The organism is Cupriavidus oxalaticus (assembly GCF_038900635.1).
Classification (GTDB): Bacteria; Pseudomonadota; Gammaproteobacteria; order Burkholderiales; family Burkholderiaceae; genus Cupriavidus; species Cupriavidus oxalaticus_B.
Window position 1 is genome coordinate 336523 of the sequence record NZ_JAYMRX010000005.1, and the last position, 25308, is coordinate 361830.

Below are 25308 nucleotides of genomic sequence, written 5' to 3' on the forward strand. Positions count from 1 at the left end.
GCGCGATAGTCCGCGCGACCCGCTCAAGCCGTGCGCGCTGCGCGTGGCGGCCGGGTTGCCGCACAAAACCGATGGCACGCTAGTTGCAGATGCATCACCCCCGGGGAGCGTAGTCCCTACTAACACCACAAACGGGAGCTGCAAATGCAACGACGTGACATGCTGAAGCTGTCGGCCATCGCCGCCGCGGCAATGATCGGTACCAGCCCGCTGGCCATGGCGCAGTCCAAGGAACCGATCAAGGTCGGGATCCTGCACTCGCTGTCCGGCACGATGGCCATTTCGGAAACGTCGCTGAAAGACGTGGCCCTGATGACCATCGACGAGATCAACAAGAGCGGCGGCGTGCTCGGCCGCAAGCTCGAGCCGGTGGTGGTGGACCCGGCCTCCAACTGGCCGCTGTTCGCCGAGAAGGCGCGCCAGCTGGTCAGCAAGGATAAGGTCGCAGTGACCTTCGGCTGCTGGACTTCAGTGTCGCGCAAGTCGGTGCTGCCGGTCTATGAAGAGCTCAACTCGCTGCTGTTCTACCCGGTGCAGTACGAGGGCGAGGAAATGTCCAAGAACGTCTTCTACACCGGCGCCGCGCCCAACCAGCAGGCGATCCCGGCGGTGGAATACCTGATGAGCAAGGAAGGCGGCGGCGCCAAGCGCTTCTTCCTGCTGGGCACCGACTACGTCTACCCGCGCACCACCAACAAGATCCTGCGCGCCTTCCTGAAGAGCAAGGGCGTTGCCGACAAGGACATCGAAGAGGTCTACACCCCGTTCGGCCACAGCGATTACCAGACCATCGTCGCCAACATCAAGAAGTTCTCGCAGGGCGGCAAGACCGCGGTGATCTCGACCATCAACGGCGATTCCAACGTGCCCTTCTACAAGGAACTGGGCAACGCCGGCCTGAAGGCCAAGGACGTGCCGGTGGTGGCGTTCTCGGTGGGCGAGGAAGAACTGCGCGGCATCGACACCAAGCCGCTGGTCGGCCACCTGGCGGCGTGGAACTACTTCATGTCGGTCAAGAACGCGCAGAACGACGCCTTCAGGAAGCAGTGGGCGGCCTGGGTCAAGGCCAACAACCTGCCGGGCGGCGACAAGCGCGTGACCAACGACCCGATGGAAGCCACCTATGTCGGCATCCATATGTGGGCCCAGGCCGTGAAGAAGGCCGGCACCACCGATACCGACAAGGTGCGCGCGGCGATGTACGGCCAGACCTTCAAGGCGCCGGACGGCTTCACGCTGACCATGGGCGAGAACCACCACCTGTACAAGCCGGTGATGATCGGCGAAGTGAAGGGCGATGGCCAGTTCTCGGTGGTGTGGAAGACGCCGAAGGCAGTGCGCGCGCAGCCGTGGAGCCCGTTCATCGCGGGTAATGAAGGCAAGCCGGACAAGGTGATGTAAGGGGCAGTCTCTACCTGCCGGTTTTCTCCCCTCTCCCGCTTGCGGGAGAGGGGCCGGGGGTGAGGGCGGGCGCTGGCAAATCCGGCAGCTCTCACTTCGTCATAGATGCCGACCCTCACCCCCAACCCCTCTCCCACTGTGTGGGAGAGGGGAGCAAACCGCGCGTTCGCCAACCCTTTCGCTATCGCCAGCCCTATGCGTTTTCCGATATCCCGAACCGCCATGCCCTGGCTGCGCGCCCTGCTGGCAGCGCTGCTGCTGGCCACTGCGCCGTGGGCCGCCGCGCTGACGCAGGCCGACCTGAAGCCACTGGCCGAAGACGACTTCGACGCCAAGACCGCGGCGCTGTCCGCGTTGACCAAGGCATCGCCCACTGAAGCCGCACCGATCCTGAAGGCCCTGCAGGACGACACCCTGCAATATGCGCCGTCGGTCGGCATGGTGCGCCAGGATGGCGACAAGGTGGTCGATGCCATCACCGGCAAGCCGGTCACGGTCAAGCCGGACGAACTCGAATCCCTGACCCTGAACAACAGCCTGCGCGCGCTGGTCGACAGCGCCGCCAGCAGCCTGCTGCTGCAATCGCCCGACATCGCGGTGCGCGCGCAGGCCATCAACACCTTGCGCGACCAGCCTGAAAGCGCCTCGCTTGCCGCCGTGGAAGCCGCGCGCAAGGCCGAGGCCGATGCTGGCCTGCGCGCCAGCCTGGACGTGATCTGGGCCAACCTGGTGCTGGCGGAGTCCGCGGATGCCGCCGCCGCGCACGATGCGCGACTCGAGGCGATCCGCATCCTCGGCAAGGACAGCAACCCGCAGAGCCGCCAGAAGCTGGCGCCGCTGGTCGAGCGCGACAGCGCCGGTAACTACCGCGAAGCCGATGCCGACGTGCGCCTGGCCGCGCAGCAGGCGCTGGACCAGCTGCGCAGCGACCAGCGCCGCGCCGAGGTGATCGGCAACCTGTTCGCCGGCCTGAGCCTGGGCAGCGTGCTGCTGCTGGCGGCGCTCGGCCTGGCCATCACCTATGGCCTGATCGGCGTCATCAACATGGCGCACGGCGAGTTCCTGATGATCGGCGCCTATGCCACCTACGTGGTGCAGTCGCTGTTCCGCACCTATGCGCCCGATGCGTTCGCGTGGTACCTGCCGGCGGCGCTGCCGGCGTCGTTCCTGGCGGCGGCGGTGGTGGGCTTCGCGCTGGAACGGCTGGTGCTGCGCCACCTGTACGGCCGCCCCCTCGAAACGCTGCTGGCCACCTTCGGTATCAGCCTGCTGCTGATGCAGGCGGTGCGCACGCTGTTCGGCGCGCAGAACGTCGAAGTGGCCAACCCCGGATGGATGAGCGGCGGCTTCGAATGGATGCCGGGACTGGTGGTCCCTTACAACCGCGTGGTCATCATCCTGTTCGCGCTGGCGGTGGTGGCGGTGGCGTGGGCGGTGCTCAACCGCACGCGGCTGGGGCTGTTCGTGCGCGCCACCACGCAGAACCGCACCATGGCGGCGTGCGTCGGCGTGCGCACCTGGAAGGTCGACAGCTACGCCTTTGCCTTCGGTGCCGGCATTGCCGGGCTGGGCGGCTGCGCGCTGTCGCAGATCGGCAATGTCGGTCCCGACCTGGGCCAGGCCTACATCATCGACTCGTTCATGGTGGTGGTGCTGGGCGGGGTGGGGCAGCTCGCCGGCACCATCGTGGGAGCGTTCGGGCTGGGCATCATCAACAAGTTCATCGAGCCGTTCTATGGCGCGGTGCTGGCCAAGATCTTTGTCCTGGTGCTGATCGTGCTCTTTATCCAGAAGCGGCCGCAGGGACTTTTCGCGCTCAAGGGGCGCAGCGCGGAGGCATGATGCAGCGATTCCAACCTGATTCTTCCGCGACGCCTTTCCGGCTTGCCGTGCCGGAACGCCAGTCGCTGTTCTCGCCGCGCGGCTGGATGGCGCTGGTGGCGCTGACAGTGATCGTCGGCATCGGCGTGCCGGTGTGCGCGCTGCTGGTGCCGGAAGGCCATCCGCTGCACCTGTCGGCGTACGCGCTGACGCTGGTCGGCAAGATCATGTGCTTTGCGCTGGCGGCGATCGCACTCGACCTGGTGTGGGGCTACTGCGGCATCCTGAGCCTCGGCCATGGCCTGTTCTTCGCGCTGGGCGGCTATGCCATGGGCATGTACCTGATGCGTTCGATCGGGCGCGAAGGCGTGTACAAGAGCGACCTGCCGGACTTCATGGTGTTCCTCGACTGGAAGGAGTTGCCGTGGTTCTGGCACGGCACCGACCACCTTGGCTATGCGCTGCTGCTGGTGGTGCTGGTGCCGGGCGTGCTGGCGTGGCTGTTCGGCTTCTTTGCCTTCCGCTCCCGCATCAAGGGCGTGTACCTGTCCATCATCACGCAGGCAATGACCTATGCGGCGATGCTGCTGTTCTTCCGCAACGAGACCGGCTTCGGCGGCAACAACGGCTTCACCGATTTCAAGCGCATCACGGGCTTCGCCATCGCCGCGCCACAGACGCGCACGGCGCTGTTCGTGCTGACCTTCCTGGCGCTGCTGGGCGGATTCGTTGCCTGCCGCTACATCGTCACGTCCAAGCTGGGCCGCGTGGTGACCGCGGTGCGCGATGCCGAAATGCGTGTCATGTTCTCCGGCTACAACCCGCTCGGCTACAAGCTGTTCGTGTGGACCTTCTCGGCCGTGCTGTGCGGCATCGCCGGGGCGCTGTACGTGCCGCAGGTCGGCATCATCAACCCGGGCGAGATGTCGCCCGGCAATTCGATCGAAATGGCGGTGTGGGTCGCCGTGGGCGGGCGCGGCACGCTGATCGGGCCGGTCATCGGCGCGTTCCTCGTCAACGGCGCCAAGACGCTCTTCACCGCTCACTTCGCCGAGTACTGGCTGTTCCTGCTGGGCGCGATGTTCGTGCTGGTGACGTTGTACCTGCCCGATGGCGTGACCGGCCTGTGGAAGCGCCTGCGCGAACGCCGCGCGCCGGCAGCGGCACCGACCGCACCGGAACCCGTTTCCACGCCCGCGGTGGCGGGCCGCACCGGAGGTGAAGCATGAACGCCGCACTCGAACACGGCCAGGCCGAAAGCGGCGACGCCACCGGGCTGGGCCGGATGCTGGAGCCGGGCACCATCGATGTGTCGCACGGCCCGATCCTGTACCTGGAAGACGTCACCGTGCAGTTCGACGGCTTCCGCGCGCTCAACAAGCTGAACCTGTCGATCGACCATGGCGAACTGCGCTGCGTGATCGGCCCCAACGGCGCTGGCAAGACCACGATGATGGACGTCATCACTGGCAAGACCGGCCCGCGCAACGCCAATGTCAGCGGGCGTGTGTTCCTGGGCCAGACCATCGACCTGATGCGGATGACCGAGCCGCGCATCGCGCAGGTCGGCATCGGCCGCAAGTTCCAGAAGCCGACCGTGTTCGAGCAGCATGCGGTGTGGGAGAACCTGGAGCTGGCGATGAAGGCCGACAAGCGCTGGTGGTCGTCGCTGCGCGCGCGGCTGACCGGCGAGGGGCATCGCCGCATCGAGGAAACGCTGGCGCTGACCGGGCTGGAGGACGAGGCGTACCGGCCCGCCGGCCTGCTGTCGCATGGGCAGAAGCAGCGGCTGGAGATCGGCATGCTGCTGATGCAGCAGCCGCAGCTGTTGCTGCTCGACGAACCCGTAGCCGGCATGACCGATGAAGAAACCATGCAGCTCGCCAGCCTGCTCAACGGCCTGCGCGGCAGCTGCTCGATGATGGTGGTGGAGCACGACATGGAGTTCGTCGCCGCGCTGGCCGGCGAGGCCGGCAAGGTCACGGTGCTGGCCGAGGGCAGCGTGCTTGCCGAAGGCACGCTCGACAGCGTCAAGCGCGACGAGCGCGTGATCGAATCCTACCTGGGAAGATAAGCATGCTGCAGGTCAATGCACTGAACCAGTACTACGGCGGCAGCCATATCCTGCGCAACGTTTCATTCGATGTGCCGGCAGGCAAGCTGACCACGCTGCTCGGCCGCAACGGCGTAGGCAAGAGCACGCTGCTGAAATGCCTGATGGGCGTGGTGCCGACGCGCAGCGGCAGCATCCACTGGGACGGCAAGCCGCTGGAGAAGAAGGCGCCGTACGAGCGCGTCTCCGCCGGGCTGGCCTATGTGCCGCAGGGGCGCGAGATCTTTCCGCGGCTGACGGTCGAAGAAAACCTGCTGATCGGTGCCGCCAGCCGCGCGCGGCCAGCGGGTGTGCCGGATCGCATCTATCAGCTGTTTCCGGTGCTGCGCACCATGCGCCAGCGCCGCGGCGGCGACCTGTCCGGCGGCCAGCAGCAGCAACTGGCGATCGGTCGGGCGCTGATGAGCGAACCGCAGCTGCTGATCCTCGACGAGCCGACCGAGGGCATCCAGCCATCGATCATCCAGGACATTGGCCGCGCGCTGCGGCTGCTGGTGGACGAGTTCGGCATGACGGTGCTGCTGGTCGAACAGTACTACGAATTCGCGCGCCATATCGCCGACCACTATGTGGTGATGAGCCGGGGCGAAGTGGTCGCGCGCGGTGGCGGCACCAGCATGGAGCAGGACGGTGTACGGGAGCTGATTGCCGTGTAAGGGCGGGGCAGGGAATGCGCATCGCACGCCGCTTTCGCACAGGCAGGGGGCGCGCTATGATTGCCTGCAACCCCCGCCATCGCGCGCCCCCCGCCGGCATTGCCACGCCATGCGTCATCCCGATTTTCCTTCGTCACTCGCCGTGCCTGCCGCATGGCAGGCCAGCCTGCGGCTGCGCTTTGCGCAACGCGGCGAACGCACCGCGCTGGTCGAGCGCCGCCACCAGGGGCCATTGCTGGTGCAGAAGCCGCTTTATCCCGAAGGCGGCATCTGCCATGCCGTCATCCTGCATCCGCCGGCAGGCGTCGCGGGCGGCGACAGCCTGGATATCGAGGTGACGGTCGAAGCCGGCGCCCATGCGGTGCTGGCCACGCCGGGCGCCACCAAGTGGTACAAGTCGCTCGGCCGCGACGCGTCGCAGCAGGTGCGGCTGTCGGTCGGCGCGGGGGCGCGGCTGGACTGGCTGCCGCAGGAAAACATCGTGTTCGACGATGCGCGCGCGCGCATTGCGACGGTACTCGACGTGGCGCCGGGCGGCAGCGCGATCGGCTGGGATGCCGTGGCGCTCGGCCGGCAGGCATCGGGCGAGCAATGGGCGCGCGGCGCGTTGTGGCTTGATACACGCGTCGGCGCGGGCGAGCGCGCGTTGTGGATCGAGCAGTCGCATCTCGAGGCGGATTCGCCGCTGCGCACCGCGGTGGCGGGACTGGACGGACTCAATGTGCTGGGCACGCTGTGGGCGGTGGGGGAGGGCGCCACGCAGCAACTGGCGGAATCTCTGGCCGAACGGTTGCCCTGCGGCCCGGAACTGCGCGCGGGCGTGACCTGCCTGGCAGCCCATGGCCAGTCGATGCTGCTGGTGCGCGTGCTCGGCCGGCAGATGGAGGCCGTGCGCCACGTGATGGTCGACAGCTGGAGCGCGCTGCGCGAGCCGATGCATGGCGTGATGGCGCGGCCGCTGCGCCTGTGGGCGACGTAGGCCACTAGCGGAAAGCAACACAGACAAGAAGGCATACAAGGAACAAGCGATGGAACTGACGCCGAGAGAGAAGGACAAGCTGCTGATCTTCACAGCCGCGCTGCTGGCCGAACGGCGCAAGGCGCGCGGACTCAAGCTCAACTATCCGGAAGCGGTGGCGCTGATCACGGCCGCCATCATGGAAGGCGCGCGCGACGGCCGCACCGTGGCCGAGCTGATGCACGAAGGCACCACCGTGCTGACGCGCGAAGACGTGATGGACGGTGTTGCCGAGATGATTCCCGATATCCAGGTGGAAGCGACGTTCCCCGATGGCACCAAGTTGGTGACGGTGCACCATCCCATCGTCTGAGCCTGCGCCTGAACGACCGATTCCGACCGATCCGAATAACAAAGCCAACCGAGAGCCGATATGACCCGTTCCGCCTGCCTGCGCCTTGCCCTGGGCGCCACCCTGACCGCTGCCGCCACCGCCGCGCTGGCGCACCCCGGCCATGACGCCGCCACCGTCGGCGCCAGCCTGTGGGCCGGCCTGGCGCACCCGTTCACCGGTGCCGACCACCTGCTGGCGATGGCGGCGGTAGGCGTGTGGAGCGCGCTGGTGGCGCGCTCGGCTGCCGATACGCTGCGCCTGCCGCTGGTCTTCGTCGCGCTGATGCTGGTTGGTGCCGCGCTGGGGATCGCCGGCGTGGCGCTGCCGGCAGTCGAGCCGATGATCGCGGCATCGCTGCTGGCGGTAGGCCTGCTGCTGGCGCTGCGCGCCAGGTTGCCGGGCTGGGCCGGCGCGGTGCTGGTAGGCGGCTTTGCGGTGTTCCACGGCTATGCGCATGGCGCCGAGCTGCCGGCTACCGCCGCGGCGCTGCCCGCCGTGCTGGCCTACGTCGGCGGCTTCGCCGCCGCGACCATGGCGCTGCACCTGCTCGGCATCGGCGCCGGCACGCTGCTGCGCCGCCATGCCGGTTGGCTGGCCCGCCTCGCCGGTGCCGGCGTGGCGCTGTACGGCGCCGGTCTGCTGGTGGCCTGAGGAGACGCACCATGATCCCCGGTGAACTGATACCCGCCGATGGCGAGATCGAACTCAACGCCGGCCGCGCGACGGTCAGCGTGACGGTGGCCAATACCGGCGACCGGCCGATCCAGGTCGGCTCGCACTTCCACTTCTTCGAAACCAACCCCGCGCTGTCATTCGATCGCGCAGCCACGCGCGGCTTCCGGCTGAATATCGCGGCGGGTACGGCGGTGCGTTTCGAGCCGGGGCAGACCCGCACCGTCGAACTGGTGGCGCTGGATGGCGACCGCATCGTCTACGGCTTCAACGGCAAGATCATGGGAGCGCTGTGATGGCAAGAATCTCCAGGCAGGCCTATGCCGAGATGTTCGGCCCCACCACCGGCGACCGCGTGCGGCTGGCCGACACCGGGCTCATCATCGAAGTCGAGAAGGACTTCACCATCTACGGCGAGGAAGTGAAGTTCGGCGGCGGCAAGGTGATCCGCGACGGCATGGGCCAGAGCCAGCGCATGGCGAAGGACTGCGTCGACACGGTGATCACCAATGCGCTGATCGTCGACCACTGGGGCATCGTCAAGGCCGACATCGGGCTGAAGGACGGGCGCATCGCGTCGATCGGCAAGGCCGGCAACCCGGATATCCAGCCGGGCGTGACCATCGTGGTCGGGCCGGGTACGGAGGTGATCGCGGGCGAGGGCATGATCGTCACCGCGGGCGGCATCGACAGCCATATCCATTTCATCTGCCCGCAGCAGATCGAAGAGGCGCTGATGAGCGGCGTCACCACCATGATCGGCGGCGGCACCGGGCCGGCGACGGGCACCTTCGCCACCACCGTGACGCCGGGGCCGTGGTTCATGGAACGGATGCTGCAGGCGGTGGACGCCTACCCGATGAATATCGGCCTGCTCGGCAAGGGCAACGCCAGCCAGCAGGCGCCGATCCTGGAGCAGGTGGAGGCGGGCGCGATCGGGCTGAAGCTGCATGAGGACTGGGGCACCACGCCGGCGGCGATCGACACCTGCCTGTCGGTGGCGGACGCAACCGACACGCAGGTGGCGATCCATACCGATACGCTGAACGAGGCCGGTTTTGTCGAGGCGACCATTGCCGCGTTCAAGGGCCGCACCATCCATACGTACCACACCGAAGGCGCCGGCGGCGGCCATGCGCCGGACATCATCAAGGTCTGCGGCGAGGCCAATGTGCTGCCGTCGTCGACCAACCCGACGCGGCCGTACACGGTGAACACGCTGGACGAGCACCTCGACATGCTGATGGTATGCCATCACCTCGATCCGTCGATCGCCGAGGATATCGCCTTCGCCGAAAGCCGCATCCGCCGCGAGACTATCGCCGCGGAGGACATCCTGCACGACCTCGGCGCGTTCTCGATGATCTCCAGCGACTCGCAGGCCATGGGCCGCGTCGGCGAGGTCATCATCCGCACCTGGCAGACCGCGCACAAGATGGCGCTGCAGCGCGGCAAGCTGCCGGGCGATCCGCACGATGCGCGCGGCGGGCACGACAATTTCCGCGTCAAGCGCTATGTCGCCAAGTACACCATCAACCCGGCGCTGACGCATGGCATCGCGCATGAGGTGGGCTCGGTCGAGGTCGGCAAATGGGCGGACCTGGTGCTGTGGCGTCCGGCGTTCTTCGGCGTCAAGCCCAGCCTGATCCTGAAGGGCGGCATGATCGCCGCCGCGGCGATGGGCGATCCCAATGCGTCGATCCCGACACCGCAGCCGGTGCATTACCGGCCGATGTTCGCATCGGCGGGCAGGGCGCTGCACCGGTCTTCGCTGACTTTTGTCTCGCAGGCGGCACTGGCGGCCAATATCGCAGAGCGCTATGGGCTGGCCAAGACGCTGTCGGCGGTGCGCGGCACGCGCACGGTCAGCAAACGCGACATGGTGCACAATGACTGGCAACCGCACGTCACGGTCGATCCGGAGACTTACCAGGTTGTCGCCGACGGCCAGTTGCTGACCTGCGAGCCCGCCACCGAGCTGCCCATGGCGCAGCGCTATTTCCTGTTCTGAACCGCCGGGGCCCACGTCCCGCATCGCGCATGCTGAAGATCGACAAACTCCTGAGCGCCCCGCACTGCATCGCGCCGGTGCTGGTGCGCCGTGCCCCCAAGCTGGTCCTGCCATTCAACGAACGCAGCAAGAGCCGCCTGCGCGCGATGCTCGACGACGGCACCGAGGCCGCGCTGTTCCTGCCGCGCGGCACGGTGCTGCGCGGTGGCGATTTGCTGGTGGCCGAGGATGGCAGTTTTGTCGAAGTGCAGGCTGCGGCGGAGGCCGTTCTGGACGTGCGTTCGGAGGATCCGCACGCGCTGATGCGCGCGGCGTATCACCTTGGCAACCGGCACACGCCGGTGGAGATCGGGCGCGACTATCTGCGGCTCGAGTACGACCCGGTGCTGGCCGACATGCTGCAACGCCTGGGCGTGCGCGCCGAGCGCGCGGAGCTGCCGTTCGAACCGGAAGCCGGGGCGTATGGCGGCGGGCACAAGCATGGCCACGATGCCACGTTCGCGGAGGACTATGCGGCGGCGCAGGCGGTGTTCCACGAGCATCATGGGCACTCGCACTCGCACTCGCACTCGCACTCGCACTCGCACTCGCACTCGCATGATCATGGCGAAGGGACTCATGTGCATGACGAGGGTTGTAAGCATGGACACTAGGTAAGGGTGATGAACAAAGGGAGGCGTGGGCAGGCGGCCGCACCATACTTCGTCGACGTGCCGGGCCCTCACCCCGACCCTCTCCCGCAAGCGGGAGAGGGAGCACACAACCGGCAACTGACCGATGCTACGGCCTTTTCCGGCACTGATGGTTCGCTCCCCTCTCCCGCTTGCGGGAGAGGGGCCGGGGGTGAGGGCGAGCGCATCCCGAAGCCAGTATTCGCACGCACACTGAGGGCGCGACAGACGGATGCCGAACAGCGCTTGTGGTATCAGCTCCGGGACCGGCGCTTTATGGGGCTGAAATTCAAGCGCCAACATCAGCTAGGCCCATTTATCGCGGACTTTGTTTGTCTTGAGGCACGGCTCGTTATCGAGGCAGATGGCGGCCAACACGGAAGCTCGGCCGATGCCGGGCGTGACGCCTGGTTTAGGCGCGAGGGATATCGGGTACTGAGATTCTGGAATCACGACATATTGGGTAACACTGAGGCAGTGCTGGAATCGATACGCCACGTCTTGTTAGGGTTGGGGTTCTTGGATTCGCTGGCCCTCTCCCCCGACCCCTCTCCCGCAAAGCGGGAGAGGGGAGCAAACCGGTGGCAAGCGCGGACTGTAGCCATGACCAACCTCCACCAACTCATCTCCCTGCTGCACCTCGCATCCCCCGCCTTGCCCATCGGCGGCTTCAGCTATTCGCAAGGGCTTGAAGCCGCGATCGAGGCTGGCGTCATCCATGACGCCCCGACCGCCGAGCGCTGGATCCGCGACAACCTGCTGCATGTCCAGTCCCAATGCGAAGCGCCGCTGTGGCTGCTATTGCATCGCCATTGGCATGCCGGCGACACGGCAGCAGTGCAGGCGTGGAACGACTGGTTCCATGCCACCCGCGAAACCTCGGAGCTGCGCCTCGAGACCGAGCAGATGGGCTGGTCGCTGGCGAAGCTGATCGCCCAGATGGAGTGGGGGACGCCGGCATTGCGCGAGGCGCTGGCAACGCTGTCACCGGTCTGCCTGCCAACTGCCTTCACCGCGGCCTGCGTTGCGCTGGAGGTCGACGCCAGCGACGGCCTGGCCGCGTATTGCTTCAACTGGGCCGAGAACCAGGTTGCCGCCGCGATCAAGTCGGTGCCGCTCGGCCAGGTCGCCGGGCAACACATGCTGCGCCGCCTTCACGCGGCGGTACTGGAAACCGTGGACGAAGCCACGCGCCGCGCCGATTCCACGCCGCCGCAACTGTCAACCTTTTCCCCGATGCTGGGCCTGCTTTCCGCACGCCACGAAACGCAGTATTCCCGGCTGTTCCGTTCCTGAATCCACACCCCACCATGACCCAGGCCCGTACCAAGAAGAACCCTCCGCTGCGCGTCGGCGTCGGCGGCCCGGTTGGCTCCGGCAAGACCACGCTGCTGGAGATGCTGTGCAAGGCCATGCGCGACCGCTATGACCTGGTCGCGATCACCAACGACATCTACACCAAGGAAGACCAGCGCCTGCTGACGATCTCCGGCGCCTTGCCGGCGGAACGCATCATGGGCGTGGAAACCGGCGGTTGCCCGCACACCGCGATCCGCGAGGATGCGTCGATCAACCTGGAAGCGGTGGACCGCATGCTGGCGAGATTCCCGGACGCCGACGTGGTGTTCATCGAGTCCGGCGGCGACAACCTCGCGGCAACTTTCAGCCCAGAACTTTCTGATCTGACGATCTACGTGATTGACGTAGCCGGTGGTGAGAAAATTCCGAGAAAAGGCGGCCCCGGAATTACCAAGTCCGACCTGCTGGTGATCAACAAGACAGACCTCGCGCCGTACGTCGGCGCGTCGCTGGAAGTGATGGAGAGCGATGCCCGCAAGATGCGCGGCACCCGGCCGTTCGTGATGGGCAGCGTCAAGTCCGGACAGGGCCTGGACGAAGTGATCCGCTTCATCGAACGGCAGGGCATGCTTGGCGTCTAGGGATTGATGTCGCCCGCGGCGGCCCTGGCGCCGGGTTTGACATAGCTCACCGGCGGGCGGAAGCTGCCCTTGCCCGCCAGCGCCCGCGCTACCGCCGCCACCAGGTTCAGCTCCGGCTCGTTGAGTTCGGCCATATGGCGCACGGTGGCCTCGATGGCTGCCTGCTGCCGGTTGCCGTAGGGCATCGGCGGCTGTTCCACCTGCAACTCGCTGACATCGTGGCGTGCGAAGTCCAGCATTTCGGACGGCGGGACCGCAAGGGTCTCGGCCAGCGTGCAGATGTTGATCAGTGCAAGGTTGCGCTTGCCCCCTTCGATGCCGCTCAGGTAGGAACGCGCCAGACCGCTTTCCAGCGACAACGTTTCCTGGGACCAGCCGCGCTGCTTGCGCAGCCAGGCGAGATGCAATCCGAAAAGTCTGAGATGTCGAGTAGTCATGGGATCGTAGGAAGTTCAGAGTGTTCTGAGGCTAAGGGTTTGACCTTGAGGCCACGACAACTTATTCTCCCCCTCACTATCGATGCCCGATCCGCGGAATAAGGGATGCGCCAGTGCATATGGCGCGGCACGATGGCATGACACCGGGCGGCTTGCATGGCCGCGCCAGACGGGACCACTGTGCGATGCCGGCGCGACGCGTTCGCTCGTGCGCCGGGTCGCGCGGACAGGATGGCCGCATCCTGTCGCCCTGCTCAGGGAATTGCCATGCAGATCTTCACGCTGTTCGACGCGCAGATGCGCGCTTTCCATTCCGGCCACCATGCGGTGGCGGATCTGACCATCGGTTTCCAGTCGCGCTTGCTGTCCGCTACGGCAGGGCTTGGCGAAACCTGCGACTACGTATTTCTCCGCGCGGGGGAAGTCCAACCCGAATTCGTCGCGCAGCGGCCCGAGTGGTGGGCCTGCCTGCGCGGCGGGCTGCGCATGTCGGCGCCCCGGCGCGGCAGCCTGCTGACGGGCGGCGGCGAGTTGTTCGCGCCTGCCACCGGCGTACCGATACAGGTCCGCGCGACGGTCGACACGATCCTGGTGCGCACGGTGGCGCAGGATGCCGCCGCGGCGCCGGTGTTGCTGCCCGCTGGCGCGCATCGCTGCACGCTGGGGGAGGTGGGTGCGGACGACCCTGAGGGGATGGCCGGCGCATCCCCGGGCGGCGTGGCCGCGCTGCCAAGCCCGTCAGGCATGCGGCCCGAGTTCGTCCAGCTCGATGACGCGGGCGGCGACTGGGCGCAGCGGCTGCGCGCGCGTGGCTTGCGCTGGGCGCTGTGCTATCGCGGTGCCGCAGGCTTGTACTGGCACGGGCCGGAGGTGCCAGCGGCGGGCGTGGCGGCGTTCCTGCAGCCCGGCGCACTGTACGCGCCGGATGCGAATGAAACCTGTCGTCTCGACGTGCTCATGCCCGGCACGGCCCTGCTGTGCTGCTTCGGGCCGCCGGGCGGGCGCGGAAGCGAAAGCGAAGACGGGAACGAAAGCGACGGCGGCAACGAAAGCGAAGGCGGGAACGGCCAGGCCGCGCGGTGCGCCGGCGGGCTGGCCAGGGAGCGTGCCAGCACGCCGGCACTGGTGGCGGCGTGAATACCGCGGCATCCCGGGGTCATGCCCGGGGCCGGCGCTCAGTGGCGCTTGTACTGCGTGGCGCCGAACAGCACCTCGCGCGCCTTGTCGTCCTGCAGCGCCTTGCGCGCGCTGGCCAGCACCTCGACGCCGCGCTTGACCGCGGGACGCTCGGCGATCTCGTTGAACCAGCGCTTCAGGTTCGGGTATTCGTCCAGTTCGACGCCCTGGTTCTGCCAGCTGCGCAGCCACGGGAAGGTGGCGATGTCGGCGATGGTGTACTGGTCGCCGGCCAGCCATTCGTGCTTCGCCAGCTGCGTGTCGATCACGCCGTAAAGGCGCCTGGCTTCATTGGTGTAGCGATTCACCGCGTACTCGATCTTCTCCGGCGCGTAGATGCGGAAGTGGTGCGCCTGGCCCAGCATCGGGCCGACGCCGCCCATCTGGAACATCAGCCACTGCAGCGCGTCGTACTTGCCGCGCACGTCCTCGGGCAGGAACCTGCCGGTCTTGCCGGCCAGGTACAGCAGGATGGCGCCCGATTCGAACAGCGAGATCGGCTTGCCGTCCGGGCCGTTGTGATCGACGATGGCGGGAATCTTGTTGTTGGGGCTGATCTTCAGGAAGTCCTCGCCGAACTGGTCGCCGGCGCCGATGTTGATCGGATGGACCTTGTACTCCAGGCCGCATTCTTCCAGCATGATGTGGACTTTGTGGCCGTTGGGCGTTGCCCAGGTATAGACGTCGATCATCGCAATGGCTCCCCTGGCTGCGATCGTGTTGACTGCCACGTCAACCACTGACGTGGCGAACCGGGCGATTTAAGCACAGAAGAAAAAAACGCGCAGGCAGGCTGCGCGTTTCCATACTGGCGTCAGGGGCGGCCCCCCGGGCAGGCGCGCGAAGCGCCCGCGCCGGGCCCTCAGAAGCCGCGCGCCACCGGCATCCTGATGCTGTCCGGGTTCACGTTCATGTGCTTGGCCAGTTCCAGCTTGGCGATGGCGTTGCGGTGCACCTCGTCCGGACCGTCGGCCAGGCGCAGCGTGCGCTGGTGCGCCCACCAGTTGGCCAGCGGGAAGTCGCTGGAGACGCCGGCGGCGCCATGCACCTGGATGGCCCAGTCGATCACCTTCAGCGCCACGTTCGGTGCCACCACCTTGATCATCGCGATCTCGGCCTTGGCCACCTTGTTGCCGACGGTGTCCATCATGTACGCGGCCTTGAGCGTCAGCAGGCGCGCCATCTCGATCTCGCAGCGGGCTTCGGCGATGCGCTCCTGCGTGACGCCCTGGTTGGCCACCGGCTTGCCGAAGGCCACGCGCGACAGCGCGCGCTTGCACAGCAGCTCCAGCGCGCGCTCGGCCACGCCGATGCTGCGCATGCAATGGTGGATGCGGCCCGGGCCGAGGCGGCCCTGCGCGATCTCGAAGCCCCGGCCTTCGCCCAGCAGGATGTTCGAGACCGGCACGCGCACGTTTTTCAGCTCGATCTCCATGTGGCCGTGCGGCGCGTCGTCATAGCCGAACACCGGCAGGAAGCGCTTGATGGTGATGCCCGGGGTGTCGGCCGGCACCACGACCATCGACTGCTGCTCATGGCGGCCCGCGTCGGGATTGGTCTTGCCCATCACGATGTAGACCTTGCAGCGCGGATCGCCGGCGCCCGAGGACCACCACTTGGTGCCGTTGATGACGTAGTGATCGCCGTCGCGCTCGATGCGGCATTCGATATTGGTGGCGTCGGACGAGGCCACCGCCGGCTCGGTCATCAGGAAGGCCGAGCGGATCTCGCCGGCGAGCAGCGGCTCCAGCCACTTGTCCTTCAGTTCCTCGGAGGCATAGCGCTCCAGCGTCTCCATGTTGCCGGTGTCGGGCGCGGCGCAGTTAAAGACCTCGGCCGACCAGGGCACCCGGCCCATGATCTCGCACAGGGTGGCGTATTCCAGGTTGGACAGGCCCTGCGGCGCGCGCGGCGAGCGCGGCAGGAACAGGTTCCACAGGCCGGCTTCGCGCGCCAGCGGCTTCAGTTCCTCGATCACCCTGGTCGGGATCCAGGCGTCGCCGGCGCGCCGGTTCGCGTCGATCTCCTCGGCGAAGCGCTTTTCGTTCGGATAGATGTGCTGGTCGAAGAAGGCCAGCAGCTTGGCCTGCATTTCCTTGACCTTCGGGCTGTACTCGAAATCCATGTGGTCTCCTCGCTACGGGATCTATGGGCGCCGCGCATTGGCAACGGCGGGCAACGGCGCCGGTTGGCTTCGTCGTTCGGGCAGACTTCGCCGATGCAATGCACTCTATCTGAAAGGCAGTAATTAGAAAAATGAATTTTCTGGATTTGGCAGTATCAATTCCCTGCATTCCATGACAGAATCGCTGCCATGCAGCTCTCCCGCATCGACCTCAACCTCTTCGTGGTGTTCGACGCCATCTACAGCGAAGGCAGCATCACCGCGGCCGCGCGCCAGCTCAACCTGACGCAGCCGGCGGTCAGCCACGCGCTGGGGCGCTTGCGGACGCTGTTCGACGACCCTTTGTTCGAGCGCCGCGGGCAGGGCATGGCGCCGACGCCGCTGGCCCGTTCGCTGGCCGGCGAGGTGCGCGGCGCGCTGCAGTCGTTCGCCCGGACGCTGCAGGACACGCCGCACTTCGATCCCACCAATACGGTGCGGCGCTTCACCATCGGCATGCGCGACGCGCTGGAGTCGACGCTGCTGCCGCCGCTGATGGCGCGGGTGACGGCGATGGCGCCGCACGTGGAAATCGCCGCGATCCGCTTTGACCGGCGCGAGATGGAGTCCGAGCTGCTGGCCGGGACCATCGACACCGCGATCGATATCCTGCTGCCGGTCTCGCCGGCCATCCATCACGCGCCGTTCATGAACGACCCGATGGTGGTGCTGGCGCGCCGCGACCATCCGCTGGTGAAGAAGGAACTGACGCTGGAGCGCTACCTGGCGGCCGAACACGTGCACGTGTCGTCGCGCCGGCGTGGCGCCGGGCTGGAAGACCAGGCGCTGCACCGCATGGGCCTGACGCGGCGCGTGCGGCTGCGCTGCCAGCACTATGCCGCCGCGTGCCGCGTGGTCAGCTGCACCGATCTCCTGGCCACGCTGCCGCTGCGCTATGCGCGCATCGCCAACGAGCCGTATGCCAACCGGCTGCTGTCCCTGCCGTTCAAGGTGCCGACGCTGGAACTGCACCTGTACTGGCATGCGGGTGGCGAGAACGATGGCGCCAACAGGTGGCTGCGCGAGCAGTTGATGGCGGTGATGACATCGCTCGGTGGCGGCACCTCCGATGTGGCGCCTGCGGGCTGAGCGGAGTGCGCGTCGCATGTCGGTTGCGCCAATGTGTATTGGGCGTTGCCCCGGTGAAGCGCGCGCGGTGCACACGTAAGCAATTGTTCGCACGCTAGACCCTGCCGGGTCACGCTCATACCATCGTTCGGTCTTTCTGCCTCCGGCGCCTCATGCGTCGGTTGTCCGCGCGTGCGGATCCCTCAGGCAGATGCCTTATTCCACGACTACGACAATTCCAGACCGATGACCGGGACACGCTTGCTTGCTGATTGCCAACCGACGCTGCCGCGACGCGCGCGCCGCACCACGTTCACCCTGACCGGCCTCTGCGCCGCTGCCGCGCTGGCCTTGTCCGCTTGTGGCGGCGGTGGCGACGGCGGTGGCGGAACCACGTCGGCCGGCGCGCCGCAGGGCTCCTCGCAATCCGGCACCCAGTCCAGCGCCACCCCCGGTTCGACCCCCGGCTCGACGCCTGGTTCGACTTCTTCCACGCCGACCACGGCCGGCGGCTGCTACACCGTCAGCGGTGCGGCACCGGCACCCGCGGCAGGCAGCGGCATCACGCTGTTGCCGGCGCGCGGCAGCGCGGTCAGCAACTACCGCGTGCTCGAGGAACCGCGCAGCGCGGGCCTGTGCTACGCCAACTATCGCCGCGAGCAGGTCGGCCTCCCGCCGCTGGCCGCGCGCGACGCGCTCAACACCGTGGCGCAGAACCACACCGGGTACATGCTGGCCAACGCCACGCTGACGCACGACGAAGTCAGCGGCAAGCCCGGCTATACCGGTGCGACGCCCAACGCCCGCATCCAGGCCGCCTACCCGACAAATGCCACCGCGGAAGTGGTGGCCGGCGCCAATCGCTGGACCTCGGTGGCCAATGCCAACCTGTCGATGTCGCCCAAGGATGCGCTGGTCTCCGACCTGATCAACGCGCCGTTCCACCGCGCCGCGCTGCTGGGCAGCTACGGCTCGGCCGGCAGCGGCTTTGCCGAAAGCGTGGGCCCGAACGGCAGCGGCACCTCGGCGAGCTACTACCAGACCATCGACCTGGCCGATGCGTCCAAGGGCGGCACCGACAACCAGATGGTGGCTTATCCGTTCAACGGCCAGGCCGACGTGCCGGCGAGCTGGGTCAACTCCGAAAGCCCCAACCCGGCGCCAGGCTACGAAGGCAAGACCGTGGGCTACCCGGTCTCGCTGCAGGCGGTCAACACCTCGCTGCAATTCGATGCCGACAACTTCGCCATCACCGACGCACAGGGTGCCAGCGTCAATTGCCTGAAGGTCGACAGCCGTTCTTCTGGCCTGTCCAGCGCCGCACGCGGCCTGGCGATCTGCACGCCGGTGGCACCGCTGGCCAGCGGCCAGCGCTACAACGTCCGCGTGACTGGCCGCCTGGGTTCGCAGCCGGTGGACCTGAGCTGGTCGTTCACCACGCGCTGATCTTCCCCGGTCAGCCACCAAACACCGCCGCGCTCACTGCGGCGCGCGGTGCTGCAGCCCGATGCGCACCTGGCCCGGCGCCAGCGTGCGGTCTAGCTGCACGGCATACGGCAACGGCGGGCGCTGCCCCGCCGGCATCGACTGCCACAGCCGTTCCACCCATTCCCTGATTTCCTCGCTGTCCGGTTCGGCCGCCCACACGCCGAGCGGCGTGGCTGCCTGCATGCGCGCCGCGATCGCCGCGGGATCTTCCTGTATCGATACGACCATTGCCGCGGCGGCAAGCGCAGCGGGTGCGCGCGCCGCTGCCAGCGGCGGCGCGGCCTTGCGCGCGAAATCGGCACGCGGGGCGGCTGCAGCTGGCGGTGCCGGCGGTGAGGGCGGGGTCGCCGGTGCTGGCGCGGATTCCGCCATGGCGGAGTACGCGGGCATTGGCGGAGCCGCTGCGACGGCCGGAGCCTGTGGCGGCAAGCCTTCGGTGGCTGGAGCAGGGGCGGGCATGGTCCGCGTTTCGCCGCGCGGCGTCGCCTTGCGTTCTGCGCGCGGCTGCACGCGCTCGCGCGGAGTGGCCTCGCGCTCTTTCCGCAGCTCCTTAGACGCCGACGCCGACATAGAAGCCTTGGGCGCTGGCGGGGCCGGGGTTGCCAGACCGACGACGGGTGCTTCATGCGTTGACGCGGGAGCGTCCCCGAATGCCGGCGTCGCGGTCGGTGCGGTCGGTGCGGTCGGTGCGGTTGGTGCGGCCGGTGCGGTTGCCGGTGGGGCTGCCTCGCCGACTGCGATTTCGGCGGCCGGCCGCAAGGCGCCGTCATCGATCTGCCGCAGCACGATGGTGGTAGTCAACCCGGCCACGGCCGCTACGCTCGCCACGGCACCGAACGACCGCCACCAGCGGCGGGCGCGCGCCGTTCGTGTCGGTTCCGTCCGCCCGGCATGATCCGCCCCTTCGGCCGCCGGCGCGGCGGCAGCGCTGCGCGCCTGCGCCGCCAGCCAGTCGCGCGTGGCATCACTGACAGGCGCTCCCAGCGCCTGCGCCGCCGGCTGGCCTGCAGCGATGCCCGCCAGCACCGCATCGCGCCGGCCCGCCTGCGCTGCCTGCAGCCGCGCGGCTTCTTCCAGCACCGCGGACGCCAGCCCCGGTGGCGCGGCGAATGGCAGTGCGCCGGCGCGGAGCGCGTCGGCTTCCTGTTGGGCCGCGTGGGCCGCTGCCTGCACGGCAGCGGCCAGCCGTTCCGGTGGCAGGTAGGCCGGCAATGCCTTCAGCAACGCGGCAAGCCGGTCCTGCCCGTCGATGAAGCGGTCGGCGGCGCTCATGGCCCAGGCTCCCGCGCGCCCGGCACGCTGCCCGCCAGGTCGGCACGCAAGCGCGCGAAGGCGTAGCGCAGCCGGCTCTTCACCGTTTCGAATTTCTCGCCCAGCATCTGCGCGATATCCTCGACGCTCATGTCGCCGAAAAAGCGCAGCACCACCACCTCGCGCTGTGCCGCCGGCAGTTGCAGCAGTGCGCGGTGGACGTGGTGCGCATGCTGCCGCAGCTGCAGCTCGGCTTCCGGCGACAGGTCGTCGGCGGGCAGCTCCGGCGGCTGGCCCTCGTCAGCGTCGTGGCGCTGGCGCGCATCCGCGCTGCGCACCTGGTCGAGCCAGGCATTGCGCGCGATCTGGTACAGGAAGGTGCGAAACGCCGCGGCGGGCTGGTAATCGCCGCAGCGGGTCATGAGCTTGATCCACGTTTTCTGCGCGATGTCCTCGGCCTCGCCGGTGTTGCCCTGGCACAGCCACGCCACGTAGTTGTAGAGGCCGGCGTTATGGCGGCGGAACAGTTCGGCGATGGGTTGCTCGATGATGCCGGACGCGACCAGCAGCATCAGGTCCTGGTCGGGCAGCGCGGCCAACGGGGGAGGCGGGACGGGGGCTGGAGCCTGCATGCGCCCGAGTATAGGAGAGCGCAGGGTGGGGCGGCAAACCGCTGCGCCGCCCTGCGCCGTGACCTTGTCAGCGCGCCGCACGCTCGGGAACCGCGTCGGCACCGGCATCCGCCGGCTTGCTGGTGGCCAGGCTTTGCGCCAGGTCGACCAGCTTGAGGAATTCGCCGCGGTAGCCGTAGCGGTCGGCGCCGCGCGCGCCTTGCGCCAGCGCGTGCGCCTCGGCGTAGCTCCAGCTTCCGGTGTGCTTGCCGCCGCGCAGCGCCTGGCCGAAGCCGGCCACGGCGGCGGCGAAGCGGAAGTCGTCGTCGATCTGAGCCAGGGGCCGGATCGCCTGCCGCGCCACGGTGATATCCATCAGCTGGCTCGTGCTGGTCGCGGGCAGCTTGTAGCGCAGTTTTACATGCGCCAGTTCGCCGTCGCGGCCGGGCATGGGCGTAGCGGGTTGGTAGCGCAGCGGATCGACCAGCCCTGGCTGGCCGGCCAGCGTCAGCTCGTACAGCGCGGTCACCGTATGGCCCGCGCCGATGTCGCCGGCGTCGACCTTGTCGTTGTTGAAATCCTCGCGCGCCAGCATGCGGTTCTCATAGCCGATCAGCCGGTATTCCTTCACCGTCCCCGGGTTGAATTCCACCTGGATCTTCACGTCGCGCGCGATGGTGGCCAGCGTCGAGCTGATCTCGCTAGCCAGCACCTTGTTGCCTTCCATCAGGTTGTCGATATACGAGTACGCCCCGTCGCCGGCATCGGCCAGCTGCTCCAACAGCTGCTCGTTGTAGTTGCCGGTGCCGAAGCCCAGCGTCGACAGCGACACGCCCGACTTGCGCTTCTCTTCGACCATGCCCTTGAGCTGCCGGAAGTCCGTGATGCCGACGTTGAAGTCGCCGTCGGTGGCCAGCAGCACCCGGTTGATCCCGCCCGCAATAAAGCTTTGCTGCGCGGCCTGGTAGGCCAGCGCGATGCCGCTGGCGCCGGCGGTGCTGCCGCCGGCCACCAGCTGGTCGATGGCGGCGCTGATCGCGGCCTTGTCGCTGCCCGGCGTGGGCGGCAGCGCCACGCGGGTGCCGCCGGCATAGGTGACCAGCGTGATGCGGTCCTGCGCGCGCAGCTTGTTCACCAGCAGCTTCAGCGAGGACTTGAGCAGCGGCAGCTTGTCGGGCGAGTCCATGGATCCTGACACATCGACCAGGAACACCAGGTTCGCCGGCGGCAGCGCAGCGCCGGCGATGTCCTTGCCCTTGATGCCAATGCGCAGCAGCACGTTGGACGGGTGCCAGGGCGCGGGCGCGAGCGCGGTGTGCACCGCGAAAGGCCGGCCGTCGGCGGGCTGGCTGTAGTCGTACGGGAAGTAGTTCAGCAGTTCTTCCACGCGCACGGCATCCGCGGGCGGCAGGCGGCCGGCATTGAGCAGGCGGCGCATATTGCTGTAGCTGCCGGTATCGACGTCGATGCTGAAGGTCGACACCGGAACCTGCGCGACGAGCCTGACGCCGTTCTCTTCGATCTGGCCGTAGCGCTCGCGGTCCGCGGCCTGGGGGGGCGGCAGGTGGTAGGGGCGCGGCATGGCCAGCGGGGCATGGGGTGCGATGGCGCGCATTTCGGCCGCGGGTGCGGCATTCGCGGCCTTGGCCACTTCGGCGGCGCGGTCCCGGACCGGCGCCGGGGCCGGGGCCGGCGGAACGGGTTGCGGCGCCTGCGTCAGCGAAGGCGAATGGCCGCCGCAGGCCGACAGCGCCAGAGCCAGTGCGGAGGCGCAGCAAGCAGCGGCGGCCCGGGTCCGCCGGGCGCCAACGGGGGGCACGACCGGTGCGCGAAGTTGCATGTTGTTCTCCTGGTGGGCCGCAGGCGGGACGTCAGGCGGCCTGTCCATGAAACGGCGCACGGTCCCCGGCGGGGTTAAACCCTCCGGTTTTTTTCACTGCACGCTCGATCAGGTGACGGAAATCAGACTTCGCCCGACCCCCGCATGCGGCGATCGCCACTACAATCGCCTGATTCCTTCCCCAGGAGACATCGCATGGCCCGCATTGACCTCGATTCGATGGTGTGGCGCAGCACGCTGGCCCTGACTACGGCCGCGTTGCTTGCCGCGTGTGGAACGCAGGGCGGAGGGACAGGGACGCCCGCCGCAACGGCAGCGCCAGCTGCCGCCCCCCCGGCAGCGGCGGCGCCCGCGACGGCCATGCCGCCGGCCCCGGAGGTCGCTTCCGGCTACCGCGCCGGCATGTCGACGGTCTATGCGCAGCGCCATATGGCCGCCGCGGCCAATCCACTGGCCAGCGAGGCCGGGCGCGCCATGCTGCGCCAGGGCGGCTCGGCCATCGATGCCGCCATCGCCATGCAGGCCGTGCTGACGCTGGTCGAGCCGCAGGCCACCGGCATCGGTGGCGGCGCCTTCATCATGTACTGGGACGGCAAGCGCGTTCAGGCCTTCGACGGCCGCGAAACCGCGCCCGCGGGGGCCACTGAAGACCTGTTCATGCGGGCCGACGGCAAGCCGATGGAATTCAGCGAAGCACAGATCGGCGGGCGTTCGGTCGGCACGCCGGGTGTCATGCGAGCGCTGGAGATGGCGCATCGGCAGCACGGGCGCCTGCCGTGGGCCAAGCTGTTCGAGCCGGCGATCTCGCTGGCGGAGAAGGGCTTTCCGATGTCGCAGCGCCTGTACACGCAGGTGGCCGCGGACAAGTTCCTGGCCAACTCGCCGGAGATGGCCGCGTATTTCCTCGATGCGCAGGGCAAGCCCAAGCCGGCCGGCACGGTGCTGAAGAACCCCAGGCTCGCACAGACGCTGCGCGATATCGCGCGGCGTGGCGCGGGCGTGCTGTACGGTGGCCCGATTGCGCAGGACATCGTCGCCAAGGTCAACGGCAGCGCCAACCGGGGCTCGCTGTCGATGGCTGACCTGCGCGACTACCGTGCCAAGCAGCGCGTGCCGGTCTGCACCGACTACAAGCGCTGGAAGATCTGCGGCATGCCGCCGCCGTCATCGGGCGGTATCGCGATTGCGCAGATCCTGGGCACGCTGCAGGCGCTGGAAACCAAAAATCCCAAGTACGCGCTGGCAGCGCTCAAGCCGCAAAACGTGAATACGCCCGCGCAGGTGGAAGCCAATCCGGACGCGGTCCACGCGATTGCCGAAGCCGACCGCCTCGCCTATGCCGACCGTGGCCTGTACGTGGCGGATGCCGATTTCGTGCAGATCGACGTGGCCGGCCTGGTCAATCCGAGCTACCTCGCGTCGCGCGCCGAGCTGATCGGCGACAAGAGCATGGGCAAGGCGCAGCCGGGCGTGCCGCCGGGGCCTGCCGTGGCGTACGCCCCGGATCGGTCGCCGCCGCGCGTCTCCACCTCGCAGATCGTCGCGGTCGATGACCGGGGCGGGGCGATCTCGATGACCACTACGATCGAGTCGTACTTCGGCTCGCATCTGATGGTGCGTGGGTTCATGCTGAACAACCAGCTGACCGACTTCTCCTTCGTGCCGAGCGAGAACGGCAAGCCGGTGGCCAACCGCGTCGAGCCGGGCAAGCGGCCGCGTTCGTCGATGGCGCCTACGCTGGTGTTTGACCGCCAGACCGGGCAACTGGTGGCCACGGTGGGCTCGCCCGGCGGCTCGCAGATCATCGAGTATGTGTCCAAGACGCTGGTGGGCATGCTGGACTGGAATATGGATCCGCAGGCTGCGATCGGCATGGGCAACTTCGGCAGCCGGAATGGGCCTACTGAAGTTGAGAAGGGACTGGTATCGCCGGGGCTGGTGCAGGCGCTGCAGCAGCGCGGGCATCAGGTGGCGGAGATCGAAATGACCAGCGGGACGCAGGCCATCGTGCGGAGGCAGGGGCCGGATGGGAAGCTGGTTTGGGCGGGTGGGGCGGATCCGAGGAGGGAGGGGGTGGCGGTGGGGGATTAAAGGGGGGTTATGTGATGCCAGTGTGGTCGCGGTTGGTGACATGTTGTCGGCCGCTTGAAGCGCTGTGGTCGCTGTTGATGACATGCTGTCGGCTGTTGAACCGCCCGGTTCCGCCCTGAAGGGCGGGTAACTTTTTGTCCGAGCGACAAAAAGTCACCAAAAAGCGCGTTTACGGCCCTGCGGGCGGCCACTCTTATCGTAGTGGGCCGGGGCTTTCGTACGGGGCTTCGCTTCCTCACAAAGCAGGACTGCCTGACGCCTTGGTGCGCCACGGTGGCTGGGATTGAAGCGATGTTTGAACGAGCCCAGAGCTGTGGGTGGCCCCTTCCGCGGGCGTCAACGTAGGGACGCCTTCGGCTGCGCTGCGCGCGGGCCCGAACGTGGCGGAGCTGGCGCATGTCCTGGCTTGCGCTTCGGGGGACCTGTCAGAAATTTTGTGTTTAGGGCATAACATGTCGATAAGGAGCATGTATGCCACGCAAGACGAAGACGAGCCAAGCCGCAGACCGTGAGCTGCCGGCCATTCCAGAGGATCTGATCGCCCA

The 25308-nt window shown here is 67.8% G+C and carries 23 protein-coding genes and 1 pseudogene; 18 read left to right on the forward strand and 6 right to left on the reverse strand.

Annotation, left to right across the window (positions count from 1 at the left end; all coding sequences use genetic code 11):
- Nucleotides 1-144 precede the first annotated feature (144 nt).
- The 14 genes and pseudogenes from urtA (at nucleotide 145) to ureG (ending at nucleotide 12637) form a co-directional block, all read left to right on the forward strand.
- Nucleotides 145-1401, forward strand: a complete 1257-nt coding sequence (urtA, locus tag VSR71_RS11935; protein WP_342914049.1) for an urea ABC transporter substrate-binding protein — start codon at nucleotides 145-147, stop codon at nucleotides 1399-1401.
- 195 nt (nucleotides 1402-1596) lie between these two features.
- Nucleotides 1597-3243, forward strand: coding sequence for an urea ABC transporter permease subunit UrtB (urtB, locus tag VSR71_RS11940; RefSeq protein WP_428979384.1), 1647 nt, complete (start codon nucleotides 1597-1599; stop codon nucleotides 3241-3243).
- Entirely contained in the window at nucleotides 3243-4451 is a 1209-nt protein-coding gene (gene urtC / locus VSR71_RS11945) for an urea ABC transporter permease subunit UrtC (protein ID WP_342914083.1), read from the forward strand. The genes urtB and urtC overlap by 1 nt, the downstream gene beginning before the upstream one ends.
- Complete coding sequence (gene urtD, locus VSR71_RS11950) at nucleotides 4448-5296, forward strand: urea ABC transporter ATP-binding protein UrtD (protein ID WP_342914051.1); 849 nt, start codon at nucleotides 4448-4450, stop codon at nucleotides 5294-5296. The genes urtC and urtD overlap by 4 nt, the downstream gene beginning before the upstream one ends.
- Nucleotides 5297-5298: 2 nt before the next feature.
- Nucleotides 5299-5991: an urea ABC transporter ATP-binding subunit UrtE gene (gene urtE, locus VSR71_RS11955; protein ID WP_342914052.1), complete on the forward strand. Its 693-nt coding sequence runs from the start codon at nucleotides 5299-5301 to the stop codon at nucleotides 5989-5991.
- Nucleotides 5992-6100: 109 nt separating this feature from the next.
- Nucleotides 6101-6970, forward strand: a complete 870-nt coding sequence (locus VSR71_RS11960; protein WP_342914053.1) for an urease accessory protein UreD — start codon at nucleotides 6101-6103, stop codon at nucleotides 6968-6970.
- A 49-nt stretch (nucleotides 6971-7019) separates the two neighbouring features.
- Nucleotides 7020-7322 carry an urease subunit gamma gene (locus tag VSR71_RS11965; RefSeq protein ID WP_342914054.1) on the forward strand — a complete coding sequence of 101 codons (303 nt, stop codon included), beginning with the start codon at nucleotides 7020-7022 and terminating at the stop codon, nucleotides 7320-7322.
- Nucleotides 7323-7382: 60 nt separating this feature from the next.
- Nucleotides 7383-7994 carry a HupE/UreJ family protein gene (locus VSR71_RS11970; protein WP_342914055.1) on the forward strand — a complete coding sequence of 204 codons (612 nt, stop codon included), beginning with the start codon at nucleotides 7383-7385 and terminating at the stop codon, nucleotides 7992-7994.
- A gap of 11 nt (nucleotides 7995-8005) precedes the next feature.
- Nucleotides 8006-8311: an urease subunit beta gene (locus tag VSR71_RS11975; RefSeq protein ID WP_342914056.1), complete on the forward strand. Its 306-nt coding sequence runs from the start codon at nucleotides 8006-8008 to the stop codon at nucleotides 8309-8311.
- Nucleotides 8311-10026, forward strand: a complete 1716-nt coding sequence (gene ureC, locus VSR71_RS11980) for an urease subunit alpha (RefSeq protein WP_428979385.1) — start codon at nucleotides 8311-8313, stop codon at nucleotides 10024-10026. Before VSR71_RS11975 ends, ureC begins: the two co-directional genes overlap by 1 nt.
- Before the next feature lie 29 nt (nucleotides 10027-10055).
- Nucleotides 10056-10679: an urease accessory protein UreE gene (gene ureE / locus VSR71_RS11985; protein ID WP_342914058.1), complete on the forward strand. Its 624-nt coding sequence runs from the start codon at nucleotides 10056-10058 to the stop codon at nucleotides 10677-10679.
- Nucleotides 10680-10688: 9 nt separating this feature from the next.
- Nucleotides 10689-11141, forward strand: a pseudogene (locus VSR71_RS35290) (endonuclease domain-containing protein); the annotation flags it as partial.
- Between the two features lie 159 nt (nucleotides 11142-11300).
- Entirely contained in the window at nucleotides 11301-11993 is a 693-nt protein-coding gene (locus VSR71_RS11990) for an urease accessory protein UreF (RefSeq protein ID WP_342914059.1), read from the forward strand.
- 14 nt (nucleotides 11994-12007) lie between these two features.
- The gene (ureG, locus tag VSR71_RS11995) at nucleotides 12008-12637 is read left to right on the forward strand and encodes an urease accessory protein UreG (protein WP_342914060.1); all 630 of its coding nucleotides are present in this window, start codon (nucleotides 12008-12010) and stop codon (nucleotides 12635-12637) included.
- Here ureG and VSR71_RS12000 read toward each other — a convergent pair.
- Complete coding sequence (locus VSR71_RS12000) at nucleotides 12634-13074, reverse strand: helix-turn-helix transcriptional regulator (protein ID WP_342914061.1); 441 nt, start codon at nucleotides 13072-13074, stop codon at nucleotides 12634-12636. The two genes, ureG and VSR71_RS12000, sit on opposite strands and share 4 nt — an antisense overlap.
- 267 nt (nucleotides 13075-13341) lie before the next feature.
- On the opposite strand from VSR71_RS12000, the gene VSR71_RS12005 reads away from it, so the two are divergent.
- The gene (locus VSR71_RS12005; protein ID WP_342914062.1) at nucleotides 13342-14211 is read left to right on the forward strand and encodes a hypothetical protein; all 870 of its coding nucleotides are present in this window, start codon (nucleotides 13342-13344) and stop codon (nucleotides 14209-14211) included.
- 38 nt (nucleotides 14212-14249) lie between these two features.
- Here the strand turns inward: VSR71_RS12005 and VSR71_RS12010 are convergent, their stop codons facing one another.
- Entirely contained in the window at nucleotides 14250-14942 is a 693-nt protein-coding gene (locus tag VSR71_RS12010) for a glutathione binding-like protein (RefSeq protein ID WP_342914063.1), read from the reverse strand.
- 170 nt (nucleotides 14943-15112) lie between these two features.
- Nucleotides 15113-16375, reverse strand: a complete 1263-nt coding sequence (locus VSR71_RS12015) for an acyl-CoA dehydrogenase family protein (protein ID WP_342914064.1) — start codon at nucleotides 16373-16375, stop codon at nucleotides 15113-15115.
- A gap of 189 nt (nucleotides 16376-16564) precedes the next feature.
- On the opposite strand from VSR71_RS12015, the gene VSR71_RS12020 reads away from it, so the two are divergent.
- Both VSR71_RS12020 and VSR71_RS12025 read left to right on the forward strand, forming a co-directional pair.
- Nucleotides 16565-17503, forward strand: coding sequence for a LysR family transcriptional regulator (locus tag VSR71_RS12020; protein WP_342914065.1), 939 nt, complete (start codon nucleotides 16565-16567; stop codon nucleotides 17501-17503).
- 225 nt (nucleotides 17504-17728) lie between these two features.
- Nucleotides 17729-18928 (forward strand): CAP domain-containing protein, encoded by a 1200-nt coding sequence (locus tag VSR71_RS12025; protein ID WP_342914066.1) that lies wholly within the window; start codon nucleotides 17729-17731, stop codon nucleotides 18926-18928.
- Between the two features lie 33 nt (nucleotides 18929-18961).
- Here VSR71_RS12025 and VSR71_RS12030 read toward each other — a convergent pair whose 3' ends face one another.
- The 3 genes from VSR71_RS12030 to VSR71_RS12040 all read right to left on the reverse strand — a co-directional run bounded on the left by VSR71_RS12030 (nucleotide 18962) and on the right by VSR71_RS12040 (nucleotide 22672).
- On the reverse strand, nucleotides 18962-20242 hold the full coding sequence (locus VSR71_RS12030) for a hypothetical protein (RefSeq protein WP_342914067.1): 1281 nt from the start codon (nucleotides 20240-20242) through the stop codon (nucleotides 18962-18964).
- Nucleotides 20239-20820, reverse strand: a complete 582-nt coding sequence (locus tag VSR71_RS12035) for a sigma-70 family RNA polymerase sigma factor (protein WP_342914068.1) — start codon at nucleotides 20818-20820, stop codon at nucleotides 20239-20241. The genes VSR71_RS12030 and VSR71_RS12035 overlap by 4 nt, the downstream gene beginning before the upstream one ends.
- Before the next feature lie 100 nt (nucleotides 20821-20920).
- Entirely contained in the window at nucleotides 20921-22672 is a 1752-nt protein-coding gene (locus VSR71_RS12040) for a VWA domain-containing protein (RefSeq protein ID WP_342914069.1), read from the reverse strand.
- Between the two features lie 195 nt (nucleotides 22673-22867).
- Between VSR71_RS12040 and ggt the strand changes: the two genes are divergently transcribed.
- The gene (gene ggt, locus VSR71_RS12045; RefSeq protein ID WP_342914070.1) at nucleotides 22868-24763 is read left to right on the forward strand and encodes a gamma-glutamyltransferase; all 1896 of its coding nucleotides are present in this window, start codon (nucleotides 22868-22870) and stop codon (nucleotides 24761-24763) included.
- Nucleotides 24764-25308 lie beyond the last annotated feature (545 nt).